Annotated in this window: 11 protein-coding genes; 5 read left to right on the forward strand and 6 right to left on the reverse strand. The window is 64.5% G+C overall.

All coding sequences use genetic code 11. The annotated features are described in order from the left end of the window. The first annotated feature begins 474 nt into the window (after nucleotides 1-474). Nucleotides 475-675: a hypothetical protein gene (locus tag FJ424_RS14435; RefSeq protein ID WP_140655050.1), complete on the forward strand. Its 201-nt coding sequence runs from the start codon at nucleotides 475-477 to the stop codon at nucleotides 673-675. Nucleotides 676-1,043: 368 nt separating this feature from the next. Here FJ424_RS14435 and FJ424_RS14445 read toward each other — a convergent pair whose 3' ends face one another. Continuing rightward, entirely contained in the window at nucleotides 1,044-1,481 is a 438-nt protein-coding gene (locus FJ424_RS14445; RefSeq protein WP_140655056.1) for a hypothetical protein, read from the reverse strand. Between the two features lie 230 nt (nucleotides 1,482-1,711). Between FJ424_RS14445 and FJ424_RS14450 the strand changes: the two genes are divergently transcribed. Further along, entirely contained in the window at nucleotides 1,712-2,614 is a 903-nt protein-coding gene (locus tag FJ424_RS14450) for a dienelactone hydrolase family protein (protein ID WP_140655059.1), read from the forward strand. Between the two features lie 277 nt (nucleotides 2,615-2,891). Here FJ424_RS14450 and FJ424_RS14455 read toward each other — a convergent pair whose 3' ends face one another. Continuing rightward, nucleotides 2,892-3,731 (reverse strand): DMT family transporter, encoded by an 840-nt coding sequence (locus FJ424_RS14455; RefSeq protein WP_246677241.1) that lies wholly within the window; start codon nucleotides 3,729-3,731, stop codon nucleotides 2,892-2,894. 181 nt (nucleotides 3,732-3,912) lie between these two features. Here FJ424_RS14455 and FJ424_RS14460 point away from each other — a divergent pair, with 181 nt between their 5' ends. Next, nucleotides 3,913-4,389: an Lrp/AsnC family transcriptional regulator gene (locus FJ424_RS14460; protein WP_140655065.1), complete on the forward strand. Its 477-nt coding sequence runs from the start codon at nucleotides 3,913-3,915 to the stop codon at nucleotides 4,387-4,389. A gap of 37 nt (nucleotides 4,390-4,426) precedes the next feature. Here the strand turns inward: FJ424_RS14460 and FJ424_RS14465 are convergent, their stop codons facing one another. Both FJ424_RS14465 and FJ424_RS14470 read right to left on the reverse strand, forming a co-directional pair. Then, nucleotides 4,427-4,624 (reverse strand): hypothetical protein, encoded by a 198-nt coding sequence (locus FJ424_RS14465; protein WP_027168755.1) that lies wholly within the window; start codon nucleotides 4,622-4,624, stop codon nucleotides 4,427-4,429. Between the two features lie 145 nt (nucleotides 4,625-4,769). Next, nucleotides 4,770-5,255, reverse strand: a complete 486-nt coding sequence (locus FJ424_RS14470; RefSeq protein ID WP_140655068.1) for a thioesterase family protein — start codon at nucleotides 5,253-5,255, stop codon at nucleotides 4,770-4,772. 163 nt (nucleotides 5,256-5,418) lie between these two features. Between FJ424_RS14470 and FJ424_RS14475 the strand changes: the two genes are divergently transcribed. Next, nucleotides 5,419-6,834, forward strand: a complete 1,416-nt coding sequence (locus FJ424_RS14475) for an FAD-linked oxidase C-terminal domain-containing protein (RefSeq protein WP_140655071.1) — start codon at nucleotides 5,419-5,421, stop codon at nucleotides 6,832-6,834. Between the two features lie 14 nt (nucleotides 6,835-6,848). Here FJ424_RS14475 and FJ424_RS14480 read toward each other — a convergent pair whose 3' ends face one another. After that, a complete protein-coding gene (locus FJ424_RS14480; RefSeq protein WP_140655074.1) occupies nucleotides 6,849-7,817 on the reverse strand; it encodes a Dyp-type peroxidase in 969 nt (322 codons plus the stop codon). A 195-nt stretch (nucleotides 7,818-8,012) separates the two neighbouring features. Between FJ424_RS14480 and FJ424_RS14485 the strand changes: the two genes are divergently transcribed. After that, nucleotides 8,013-11,966 (forward strand): AsmA family protein, encoded by a 3,954-nt coding sequence (locus FJ424_RS14485; RefSeq protein WP_140655077.1) that lies wholly within the window; start codon nucleotides 8,013-8,015, stop codon nucleotides 11,964-11,966. Nucleotides 11,967-12,003: 37 nt separating this feature from the next. Here FJ424_RS14485 and FJ424_RS14490 read toward each other — a convergent pair whose 3' ends face one another. Continuing rightward, a complete protein-coding gene (locus FJ424_RS14490; protein WP_140655080.1) occupies nucleotides 12,004-12,432 on the reverse strand; it encodes a helix-turn-helix domain-containing protein in 429 nt (142 codons plus the stop codon). Nucleotides 12,433-12,501 lie beyond the last annotated feature (69 nt).

Consider the following 12,501-nt stretch of genomic DNA (forward strand, 5'->3'; position numbering starts at 1 on the left):
GACGGCTCCAGCGCGTAACCCGCCAGCGCTGGAGCCTCTGCTTCGTGCTCAACCGCCGTCGCGGGAGCTTCCGGCAGTCGGTCAACGGAGGGTCGGTTGGTTCGTTCCCGGCGCAAGTCCCCAGTCGGCTATCGGTTCCGACTGAAGTCGCACATCACAAGCATTGGTCCCAAGGACGAAACATATAGCCCGCTATCTCATTGTGTCCCCGACTGGCGGCCATGAGTCCCTTCATCGCCAGTTTATGGATGCCCGTCACCCCAGCAGGATGGCGGGCATCCGTTGAGGGGCGGGCAAGAGGTGGACGGTGTCGATTTCCAATGAGTTGCGAGACGTGAGCATCCGTTACGAGCGCCCTAGCCGCCACTCGCCGACCATCAAAACCGGTTCATGGGTCAAGGCGGTAAGCATCTTCAGCTGCGATGACTGCAAGACCAAATTGACGTCTGGCACACATACTAACGGAGGCAAACCATGATCGAAACTTCCAGATCCCTGGAAACCAAGGTGGCGGGTCTGCATGAGAGGATGCGGACGGCCAACGTCAGCGTGGATGATATGGTCGCATTTCAGAAGGTCGCCCACATTTTGGACAATGGTCGCGGCGGCATCGACGTTGATGACCTGATCGCACTGTCCTTTGTCACGTCGGATGAGTGCTCAGGAAAATGCTAAATGGGACCGGAGGCGTCAGCGATAATGGTTTTGCTTTCGTGCAGTCCGGAGTGGGCTTGTCGGCCGCTCGAAATCGCGCGTCAAATCTACTCCGTCGATAAATGCAGAGCGGCCTTGGCGGATCGTTTGGCCAAGTCCCCTGTCGGCGAAATTATTGGCCAGTGCAGGGAGGTTGACGCCACGTTCACCGATTCGCTGCCGCCTGGATATTCCGCCCTAACAATCACCCGAGGCACAAAAACTACGAACTATCTTGTTCCCCATGAGGCGGACTAGGCGGCTTCGCTGGTGGGACGCCTTCGGTCGTCAGAAAGCGGATCGGCCCCGCCGTCGAATGGCCGAGCCGCTCAAGACCTGTTCGGAACGCTTCAAAGCCCGAGATGGCCCCTCAGGCTCGGCACCTGGTCCAGCACCTGGTTGGTCAGGTCCGGGCCGGCGGCGGCTTCGGCCTGCTTGATCAAGGTTTCGCCGGCCTGCCGGATCTGCGCCATGTCGAGGCCGGACGCCTTCAGCACGGCGACGCCGTTGATCAGCGCACCGGCTTTTTCGCCGAGCACGCCGCCAAGCGCGCCCTGCAGCGACGACAGAAGTCCGCCGCCCGAATTGGCCGTCGCGCCGGCGGCCATCACGTCGTATCTCTGCGCCAGCGCACCGGCGCCGGGTATCTGGTCGAAGAAGGACGAAACGCTGGTGCCGTCCGCTTCGTGCTCCAGCACGGAAAAGATGGTGCCGACAACCTTCTCGGTGGTCGGCTCGTCGAGGCCGGCCTTCGAGGAAACGGTGTTGATGATGTCCTGGGCGTTCATGGCATTCCCCTTTTCGTCATTCGTATCGGCGAGGCGGCTCGGCCAACTTCGTGTCCTAATGTGACAGCACCATCAAGACTTTCGGAAATGACCAAAATGTGATGAATCAAGCTGCTTGTCGGCGCAGCGGCTCTACTAAGATTCCCCAAGGGATCATCACCCGGGCGTGACTGGACCGTGCAATTCTCGACCCTATGTTGCGGATCACCCGCCAATCGTCGAGGACAGCCATGACCGAACCCGTTGCCAAGCCCGTCATCACTCAGCCTGTCATCAGTCAGGCGATGATCGATGCCTATGACGAATACACGCATCTGACGCTCGACCGCCGCCGCTTCATGGAGCAGTTGACCAAGCTGGCGGGCTCGGGCGCCGCGGCGGCTGCGATCGCGCCGATGCTGGCGGCCAATTCCGCCCAGGCCGCGATCGTCGCCGAGGACGACAGCCGCGTTCAGGGCGAGGACATCACCTATCCCGGCTCAAGCGGCGAGATGAAAGCCTATCTGGTCAAGCCGGCGGATCAGTCGGGCAAGCTCGGCACCGTCATCGTCATCCATGAGAACAGGGGTCTCAACGCGCATATCCGCGACGTCGCCCGGCGCGTGGCGCTGGAAGGGTTCGTCGCGTTGGCGCCGGACTTTCTGTCGCCGCTCGGCGGTACGCCGTCCGACGAGGACAAAGCGCGCGACATGTTCACCAAGCTCGACGCTGCCCAGGTCGCGGCCGACGGCGTGGCGACGATCGCCTACCTCAAGGGCCTCAAGGACGGCAACGGCAAGGTCGGGGCGGTCGGCTTCTGCTGGGGCGGCGGCGCGGTCAACCAACTTGCCGTCCATGCGCCGGACCTCGGCGCCGGCGTCGCCTATTACGGCATGCAGCCCAAGGCCGAGGACGCCGCGAAGATCAAGGCGCCCTTGCTTCTGCATTATGCCGGGCTGGACAGCAGGACCAATGCCGGCATCGACGCCTACAAGAAGGCGCTCGACGCCGCGCATGTCGAATACACCGTCTATGTCTATGACGGCGCCAATCACGCCTTCAACAACGACACCTCGGCCGCGCGCTACGACAAGAAAGCCGCCGATCTCGCCTGGGGGAGGACGATCGCTTTCCTGAAGGAGAAGCTGGCCTAGCCGAGCGGTCCAGAGCAATTTCCAGGAAGAGTGACAAATGGCAACCTTTCAAAATCCCTGTGTCGGGGAACCAGGGCGTTTCACTGTCTCACGGAAACGGCGCCAGGGATTGGTTGAAGCCGCCCAACCTCGTCATTCTATGGTCTGCGCCGCGTCGCTTCGCTCCTGCTCCGCCCTAGAATGACGATCGTGATGGGCGTTTCGGCCAATCTCCGAGGCATGTCGCCTGCCGACAACGCAAACAGAGCCGACCGGTCAAAATCCCTGCGCAGTGCCACTAGGCGTTTGCCGCCGGCTTGTGGAAGGCGACGCCGGCGATGACCAGCGCAATGCCGATGCAGTCGGTGACGCTGGGCACCTGGCGCAGCACGACGACGCCGATCAGCGTTGCCGTGAGCGGCAGGAGCGAGAGCATCAATGCGAAGCTCGCGCGCGGCAACCGCGCCATGGCGAACTGGTCGCAGATGTAGGGGATGACCGAGGAGCAGACGCCGACGCCGATCGCGGCGACGAGGAGTTGCGGCGACGAGAAGGCAGGCAGCGCCTCGCGAAAGCCGATGGGCAACACGATGAGGAAAGCGACTGCCATGGCGGTGCCGAGGCCGGCGATGCCGATGCCTGCCTGGGCGACGCGGTGACCGATCACGATGTAGCCGACGAAGAGCGCACCATTCAAAAAGGCCCAGAACAAGCCGACCGGATCGCTGGACCATTTCACGTCGATGAGCAGCAAGGTGCCGACAACGGCAATGGCGAGCGCAGCAAAGTTGCGCGGGCTGCGCAGGCCGACCAACGCGACCGCGATCGTGCCGACGAATTCGATCGCCGCCACCAGCGAGATCGGCAGGCGGTCGAGCGCCAGATAGAACGAGCAGTTCATCACCGCCAGGCAGATGCCGAAGGCCAGCAGCAGCTGCCGCTGAGCGCGATCCGCGCGGGCGAAGACGCGCCAGGGCCTTGTCAGCGGGGCGAAGATGACGGCGGCGGTGGCGATGCGTAGCCAAGCCATGCCGAGGACGCCGACCTGAGCGAAAAGCAGCACCGCGAAGGCCGGGCCTAGATAATGGAACACGGCGCTGACGCAGAACCAGACATGCGGCGGCAACGCGTTGGCCATTCCAGCAAGTGTGGTGGGGCCGGCGAGGGCGGCGCGGGCATCGATATCACCGCTGGCCTGCTTTGCAGCCGGAATTTGCGTTTGAGCTTTCATAGGAGCATTATCGCAGGCAAAATTCACGGAATATATGCGCAATGAACGGCTGAGTGCTAGTTTGGCTTTCTGATGGAAGAGATTTGGTTTGAAAAACCTTCGAAGTGAAAATGTCGACATTGACGCGATCGATCTGAAGGTCCTGCGTCTGCTGGAAAAGGACGCGCGCATCAGCACGGCGGAACTGGCGCGCGCGGTCGGGCTGTCGGCGCCGAGCGTGGCGGAGCGCATCCGCAAGCTGCAGGAGAACGGCGTGATCGAGGCCTATACGGTCAGGATCAATCCGGCCGCTCTCGGCATGAAGCTGTCGGCATGGCTGAGAATAAGGCCCGTGCCGGGACAGCTTTCGGTGGTAGCGGACATCATCCGCGAGCTGCCGGAAATCGCGCAATGCGACCGGGTCACCGGCGAGGACTGCTTCATCGCGCTTGCCCATGTCGGCTCTGTGAGCGAGCTCGAGCGGGTGATCGACCGGATCATTCCCTATGCGATGACCAACACCGCCATCATCCAGTCGTCGCCGGTCGAGCCGCGCTCGCCGCTGGGCGGGTTCAAGCAGCTATGACTGGGCAGAGATGACTGGGCAGGGCAGCGACCATGGATCAAGCGTGGCCGCGCTTCATGCGCGCCTGCTTCAGAATCGCGCGCCAGCGGATCATGTCGAACGGGATAGGTTCGTTGTTGTTGGCGATGTGGAAGATCTCGTTGTTGACGTTCTTCAGCGATCGCCAGAAATCATAGTCGGTGATGCGTGGATCGGCCGCCAACCGTTCCACTTCGACCTTGATGTCGGTTTTCATGCACTGTCCTCGCACCGCATTCCGCCAGCCGCCCGCGCGTAAACCCGGTAGGGCGGTTTTCGAACGCACCGGTGAGTCGTTCAACGGACTCAACCGACTTGTTCACGTTAAAACCTTGGTAAGGTTAACGCGGGCGCGCGGGTTTTCAAGCGCCCTTGCGCTTGATGCCGATCGAGCGGCCGGCGCGCTCGGGCATCGGCAGCGCCGCATGGGCGGCGCGCACGGCCTCCAACTTGGCCATCACGTCGGCGGGGAAGGGGGCGACCTTCGGTCCTTCCATGTCGACATGCAGCGACAGCGTTTCGGACGTGGCGGCAAGCCAGCCGTCGACATGGCGGATTTCCTGATAGGTTCTCAACCGCTTGTCGTCATGATCGATGAGCTGGAACGATACCTTGACCGTGTCGTGGAGATGCAACTCGCGTACGTAGCAGACATGGACTTCCGCGGTGTAGACGCTGAGGCGGCGCTCCTTGGTATAGCTCGAGTCCACTCCCATCATTGCGAACGCTTCGTCGGTGCCGCGATCGAACAGCACGTTGTAAAAGGCCATGTTGAGATGGCCGTTATAGTCGATCCAGTCCTTCTCGATCGCCAATGGGCGGGAAATGATGGGCGCGGGGATCGTCATATGGTTTCCTTGATCGTCGCTGGACAGAGCGTGGTTGGTGAGGTTCTGTTCATGTGGCGCAATTCCGGACGGAAAACCGCTTCACACTTTTCCCGGAATTGCTTTAGGCATCATCCATAGCTGCATAACAAGGGTGGCCGCTGGTCCATTCGCGGAGGAATTCATGGCTTTGAGCGACCTCAACCCCGTCGAACGCAACGAGGAAGGCATCGCCGCGGTGCTCGGCATCCTCAAGCAGCGCTTCGGCGAGCGCTTCCAGACCGGCGAGGCGATTCGCGGCCAGCACGCGCACACCACCACCTATATCCCGACCCAGGCGCCCGACGGCGTCGCTTTCGTCGAGACAGCCGCGGACGTGCAGGAGATCGTACGCGCCTGCGCCGCCCACCGCGTGCCGGTCATCGCCTTCGGCGTCGGCTCCTCGCTCGAGGGCCACACCAACGCGCCGGGCGGCGGCATTTCCATCGACACCTCGCGCATGAACCGGATCCTGGCCGTCAATCCGCAGGATCTCGACTGCAGCGTCGAGCCCGGGGTGACGCGCGAGGACCTCAACAGGCACCTGCGCGACACCGGCCTGTTCTTCCCGATCGATCCCGGCGCCAACGCGTCGCTGGGCGGCATGGCGGCAACGAGGGCTTCCGGCACCAACGCGGTGCGCTACGGCACCATGCGCGAAAACGTGCTGTCGCTGACCGCCGTCATGGCCGACGGCGAGACGGTGACGACCGGCAAGCGGGCGAAGAAGAGCTCGGCCGGCTACGACCTGACGCGGCTTTTGGTCGGTTCGGAAGGCACGCTCGGCGTCATCACCTCGCTGACGCTGAGGCTGCAGGGCATTCCGCAGGCGATCTCAGGCGGCGTCTGCCCGTTTCCAAGCCTGGAGGCGGCCTGCAACACGGTGATCGCGACGATCCAGATGGGCATCCCGGTGGCGCGCATCGAACTGGTCAACGCGCTGCAGATGCGGGCGATGAAGAACTATTCCAAGCTCGACTATCCGGAGAGCCCGTGCCTGTTCGTCGAGTTCCATGGCAGCGACGCCGGTGTTGCCGAGCAGGCCGAGATGTTTGGCATGATCGCCGAGGAGAATGGCGGGGGGCCGTTCCTGTGGACCAGCGTCGCGGAGGAGCGGACAAAACTCTGGAAGGCGCGGCACGACGCCTACTGGTCGTCGCTGACGCTGCGCCCCGGCGCCAAGGGGCTGTCGACCGACGTCTGCGTGCCGATCTCGCGGCTTGCCGAATGCGTCACGGAAACCGAGGCCGACATTGCCGAGATGGGGCTTGTCGCGCCGATCGTCGGCCATGCCGGCGACGGCAATTTCCATGTGCTGGTGCTGATGGATGTCGACAATCCTGAAGAGATCGCGCTCGCCGAGAAATTCGTCGCCCGGCTCAACATGCGCGCGATCGCCATGGAAGGCACCTGCACCGGCGAGCACGGCATCGGCCAGGGCAAGGTCGGCTTCCTGCGCCACGAACTCGGCCATGGCGTCGATGTCATGCGCACGATAAAGCAGGCGCTCGATCCGCTCAACATCATGAATCCCGGAAAGATATTGCCGGCGGCGGGGTAACCGCCGACCCGAGGCTATTCCTGAACGCCCTCGACCAGCTTCTGCAGCATGGGCCGCGTCGGCGCGAAGAAGGTCGTGCCGGTATGCGGCGTCGAGAAGTCGAGCAGCCGGTCGTAAGCGCCTGGCGGTTCGCCGACATACATGCGCTGCAGCATTTTTTCGATCACCCACAGATAGCGCGTATAACCGATGAAATAGGTGCCGAACTCGTTCTGGCCGGGGCGGCCGAACGGCATGTTGTCGCGCAGGATGTCGTATTCGTTGCCGGCGTCGTCCTCGATGGTAGCCAGCGACTTGTGCGACTTGCGCGGCTTGTCGTCGTCATCGATCTCGATGTTGTCGATCTTGGTGCGGCCGATGATTTCTTCCTGGACATGCGTCGGCGTTTTGCCCCAGGCGGCCATGTCGTGCAGGTATTTCTGCACGACGACATAGCTGCCGCCGCCAAAGTCGCCGTCCTCGTCGCCGACCAAAGCGGAGGCGGGCAGGTCGAGGCCGGTCGGATTGGCTGTGCCGTCGACGAAGCCCAGAAGATCGCGCGCGTCGAAATAGCGAAAGCCGGACACCTCGTCGGCGACGGTCACGCTGGCGCCAAGACTGTTCAGCAGGATGCGCTCGAACTCGAAGCACATGTCGGGCCGCTCGGCGCGGATGTGGAAGAGCAGATCGCCGGGGGTCGAGGGCGCCGAATGCGCCGAACCCTCGATCGGCGCGAAGGGTTTCAGCTCGCGCGGCCGGCGGTTGGGCGACAGTCGGTTCCAGAGCCCTGCGCCGATGCCGGCGATGCAGGACAGCCGGCCCGACAGGTCGCGGAAGCCGACATTCTTGACGAGGTCGTCGAGCTCGCCCAGCACTGAAGCGACGGCCGAAAGCGCCGCCTTGTCGCCGCCGACCGTGACGACCAGGAAAATCGCGGCTTGCGACAGCGGCGCGTCGACGCTCTGCGCGTCGATCGGCACTCTATCCCAGTTCTTGCCTGACATCGGGGACGCTCCATGTTGGGTTCAGATTCATGGCGGCCAAGGACGCGGCCGGAAGGGCAGGGATTTGCAAAAGAGATATCGCGACCGCGAGCGGTCACGCAACTGGAGACATTGGCGGCTGTCGCACGCTGAATTGCCTCTTTATCGACACGCGGATGCAGGTAGAGTGCGGCTGACTTTCAACCCGGGAAACAGATGCTCGCCCGCCTGTTCGTGATCTTCGGTGGCCTGTTCGTGCTGGTGCTGTGCGCGGCGCTGGTGGTGCCGTATTTCATCGACTGGACGGGTTACCGGGGCGATTTCGAGCGCGAGGCGAGCGCCATCCTCGGCCGCAAGGTGACGGTGAAGGGCGACGCGACGGCGCGGCTGTTGCCGTTTCCGTCGGTGACCTTCTCCAATGTCGAGGTCGCGGGGGGGCCGGAAGGCCAGCCGGCGATGACGGTCGAGACCTTCTCCATGGATGCCGAGCTCGCGCCATTCCTGCGCGGCGAGGTGCTGATCTTCGACATGCGGCTGGTGCATCCGAAAGCCACCATCAATGTCGCCGGCGACGGCACCGTCGACTGGACACTCCGGCCCTCGACGCCCTTCGACCCAGGCCAGATCGCGATCGAGAAGCTGTCGGTAACCGAAGGGCAGATCGAATTGCGCCACGCCGCCGGTGGACGCAGCCATCTGATCTCGGAGATCAACTCGACCATTTCGGCCAAGGCGCTCACCGGCCCATGGCGCATGGATGGAACGCTGCGCTTCGACGGCCTGCGCGCCGACGTCTCGGCTTCGACCGGCAAGGTGGAGCCGGACGGCCAGATGCGGCTCAGGTTGAAAGCGGATCCCGATGCCTATCCGCTGATCATCGAAACCGACGGCAATGCCGGCATCGTCAAGGGCGCCGCGGTCTATTCCGGCCAGTTCAAGATTTCGGGTGACGACAGGAATTCGGCCGAGCTGCGCGGCAACGAGGGCCAGCCGGTCAAGATCAGCACCAGCAAGCCCGACCCAGGCTTCCGGCTGAACGGCAAGTTCGCGCTCGACCACCAGAAGCTCAATTTCGACGAGTTCCGCTTCGAGACCGGCCCGCTCGACAATCCCTATACCGCCGACGGCAAGGCATCGGTCGATCTCGGCCTGAAGCCGCATTTCTCGGTCGAGGCCAGCGGCGCGCAGGTGCAGTTCGACGAGGCCGTCGGCGGCGGGACCGCTGGCGCCGGCTTCACGCTCGACCAGCGCATCGCGGCATTCGAGCGGACGCTGCAGCACATGCCGAAGCCGACCATACCGGGCACGGTCGAGGTCAGGCTGCCGGCGGTGGTGGCGGGCGACACGACGGTGCGCGACGTGCGGCTGTCGGCCGAGCCGGTCGAAGGGGGCTGGTCGGTCAAGTCGCTCGCCGCGACGCTGCCGGGCCGCACGACGCTCGAAGCCGACGGCATGTTGAGCGTGGAAGACCACTTCGGCTTCACCGGCTCGTTGCTGCTCGCCGTCGGGCAGCCGTCCGGCTTTGCCGCCTGGCTATCGAAGGATGTCGACGAGGCGATCCGCCGGCTGCCCGCGGCAGGCTTCAAGGCCAAGGTCGATCTCAGCGAGAGCCGGCAGTCCTTCAGCGATCTCGAGCTCATCCTCGGCAAGGCGAAGTTTGCGGGCAGCATCGATTCCAGCCAGCAGGATGGCGCCAGGCCGTCGGTGCTGATGCGGCTGACGGGCGGCGAGATGGACCTGGACGGGCTCGCCGCCTTCGCCTCGATCTTCATCAGCGACAAGGGCGCCAACCGGTTTTCGGATCGCGATCTCGATTTCCAGATCAAGGCGGGTCCAGTCAGCGCTGCCGGGCTCAGCGCCGACACCGTCGACACGGCGCTGCGGCTGCGCGAGGGCCTGCTCGAGATCGATCGGCTTTCGATCGGCGGCCTGGCTGGCGCCTCGATCAGCGCCACGGGCCGGGTCAAGGATTTCCCGCAGAGCCCGACCGGCAAGCTCAACGCTTCCGTGGTGGCGGTGGACCTCAAGCCGCTGATCGATGTCGCCGCACAGCACTATCCCGACAATGGCGTGCTCAAAGGCCTGGCCAGCCGCGCGGCGGCCTATCCCGAACTGTTCCAGGACGCGCGCATCGATCTCTTGACCAGTGCCGCCGACAATGGCGACGGCACCACGGGCTTGGCGCTCTCGGCCCAGGGCAAGGCCGGCGGCTCGGCCTTCTCGGCGTCGCTTTCCGGCAAGGGGACCGTGGACAAGCTCTCCGAGGCGCCGGTGTCGATCACCTTCAACGCCCGCAACGACAACGCCACCACGCTGCTTGCGCTTTACGGCCTGCCTGCGCTGCCGCTCGGCATGCTCGGCCACGCCAACACCGACGTCTCGGCGAAGGGCTCGGTTGCTGGCGGTCTCGCGACCAGCTTCAACCTGACGGCCGATGATTTCAGGGCAGGCTTCGACGGAACAGTCGCCTCGACGGCGCAAGGCCCGACCGCCAAGGGCAAGGTCAGTCTCGATGCCGCCGATATCGAGCCGTGGCTGATGACGACGGGTGTAGGCCTGCCCGGCATGGGAACCGGGACGGCAACGTCGCTGGCGGCCGATGCCGATTTCGGCAATGGGCTCCTGGTGCTGAGCGGTCTTACCGGTTCGATCAACAAGGCGGCGGTTTCCGGCGACGTCAACATCGACGACGCCAAGGATGGGCTGCCGCATCTTGCCGGGGCGCTGGTGCTCGACGAGCTCGACCTCGATCCGCTGGCGGTCTCGCTGTTCGGGGACCAGTCTTTCGCCCCCGCCAAGGGCGGCTGGCCGACGACGCCGTTCAGCCAGAAGTCGACGCTGCCGTTCAACGCGGATCTCGATCTCAACACGTCGGCGCTCGCCGTCGGGCCCTTCGCCACGGCGCATGACGCTTCATTCTCGCTGAAGCTCGACCGCGAAGGCATCCACGTCTCCGACCTCAAGGCGAAGCTCTACGGCGGTGACCTGACCGGCCTGTTCGACCTGAAGAACACGGAGGGCACCGGCCTGTTCTCGGGCCAGATGAGGCTGGCCGGCAGCGATCTTTCCGCGGTTCTGCCCGGCGCCGGTATCGGCGGCAGCGGCGATCTTTCGACGGCGCTGTCGACCAGCGGCAAATCCGTCGACGCCATGATTGCGGCCCTGTCCGGATCCGGCACGGCGGCGCTGAAGGGATTGAAAGTGGACGGCATCAATCCGGAAGGCTTTGCCGCCATGATCGCCAAGGCCGACGCGATCGGACGCGACATCGACACGGCCAAGACCGCGGAGTTCGCGCCCCAGATCGCCGGGGAGGGCAGCTTCGCCGCCGTTGATACCGATGTGGCCTTCACCGTCGCCAACGGCACGTTGCGGGTGCCGCCGATCAGCCTCGACAATCCCGGCGCGACCTTGTCCGCCGACGTGACGGCCGATCTCAACACGAGCACCGTCACGGCAAAGGGGGCGCTGACCTATCATCCCGGCGACGAGGCGCTGGTCGGCTCCGAACCGGCCGTCAATTTCAGCCTGGCCGGTCCGCTCGGGGCGACCGCGCCCCAGTTCGACAGCGGCCCTCTGGCGCAGTTCCTGACGCAGCGCGCGCTGGAGAAGGAACAGCAGCGCGTCGAGGCGATGCAGGCGGCGCTGCTGGAGAAGCAGCGGCTGCGGCGCGAGGTGCGCTATTACGCCTCGCTGCAGACGGAGCGCGACAACGCGGCCGAAGAGTTGCGCCGGCAAGAGGAAGAGGCGCGGCAGAAGGCCGAGGCGGAAGCCAGGGCGAAAGCCGAAGCGGAAGCGCAGGCACAGGCACAGGCTGAAGCGCAGGCAAAGGCTGAAGCTGAAGCAAAAGCCAAGGCCGACGAAGAGGCCAGGGTGAAGGCGGAAGCCGACGCCAAGGCGCAGGCCGAAGCGGACGCCAAGGCCAAGGCCGATGCACAGGCGAAGGCCGAGGCCGAGCAGCGGGCCGCGGACGAGGCGGCCAAGGCACAGGCCGAGCGCAAGAAGGCCGAGCAGGCGAAGCTGGAAGCAGCACGCAAGGCGGCCGCGCAAACGCCAAAGGCCGAGGGGGCGCTGCCCGGCGTCAATGATGGTTCGACTTCAGCGCCGGCGAAGCCGAAGGCCAACCCGTTCACGATCGACAATCTGCTGAAGTCGCTCGACGGCGGTTGAGCTTCGCGTCGCACACGTAGCGAATTAGCCACCGCGCCTAGGACTGTTCCTGGCGCGAGAGCAGGCGCCGCAGCATCGGCTCGATGCGCGAAAGCTCGTCGAGATGCGCGGCCGACAAGTCGGCCAGGCGATCGTCGGCCAAAGGGGTCAGCTGCAGCAAGACGCGGCGGTGATCGCTCTTGTCCTGATCGCGTATCACCAGGCCCGCCTCGGCAAGGCGGTTCACCAGTTCCACCGCGCTGTGGTGGCGGATACGCAGCCGCTCGGCAAGCTCGCCCACCGTCACCGGTCCGCCGCCGGGAAATCCCTTGATCGCCAGCAGCGCCTGGTGCTGGCGCGGCGTGAGGCCCGCCTCATTGGCCTGGACCTGGCTGAATTCGAGAAAGCGGCGGATCAGATAACGGAACTGCGACAGCCGCTGGTAGTCGGCCTGGCTGATGGCGGGGCGTGGTTTCGGCGACGTCATTTCCCGACTTATGGTCTTTTCCCGCAAAAGCTCAACTGGCCGTCGCGATCCCTGTCCAAAATGACGCGG

The sequence above is a fragment of the Mesorhizobium sp. B3-1-8 genome, assembly GCF_006439495.1.
Lineage (GTDB): Bacteria > Pseudomonadota > Alphaproteobacteria > Rhizobiales > Rhizobiaceae > Mesorhizobium.

Bases quoted from the DNA above. Each gene is read 5' to 3' on its own strand.
- FJ424_RS14485 (WP_140655077.1), top strand. From the start codon at position 8,013: ATGCTCGCCCGCCTGTTCGTGATCTTCGGTGGCCTGTTCGTGCTGGTG.
- FJ424_RS14450 (WP_140655059.1), top strand. From the start codon at position 1,712: ATGACCGAACCCGTTGCCAAGCCCGTCATCACTCAGCCTGTCATCAGT.
- FJ424_RS14435 (WP_140655050.1), top strand. From the start codon at position 475: ATGATCGAAACTTCCAGATCCCTGGAAACCAAGGTGGCGGGTCTGCAT.
- FJ424_RS14475 (WP_140655071.1), top strand. From the start codon at position 5,419: ATGGCTTTGAGCGACCTCAACCCCGTCGAACGCAACGAGGAAGGCATC.
- FJ424_RS14470 (WP_140655068.1), bottom strand. From the start codon at position 5,255: ATGACGATCCCCGCGCCCATCATTTCCCGCCCATTGGCGATCGAGAAG.
- FJ424_RS14455 (WP_246677241.1), bottom strand. From the start codon at position 3,731: ATGGCCAACGCGTTGCCGCCGCATGTCTGGTTCTGCGTCAGCGCCGTG.
- FJ424_RS14445 (WP_140655056.1), bottom strand. From the start codon at position 1,481: ATGAACGCCCAGGACATCATCAACACCGTTTCCTCGAAGGCCGGCCTC.
- FJ424_RS14490 (WP_140655080.1), bottom strand. From the start codon at position 12,432: ATGACGTCGCCGAAACCACGCCCCGCCATCAGCCAGGCCGACTACCAG.
- FJ424_RS14465 (WP_027168755.1), bottom strand. From the start codon at position 4,624: ATGAAAACCGACATCAAGGTCGAAGTGGAACGGTTGGCGGCCGATCCA.
- FJ424_RS14480 (WP_140655074.1), bottom strand. From the start codon at position 7,817: ATGTCAGGCAAGAACTGGGATAGAGTGCCGATCGACGCGCAGAGCGTC.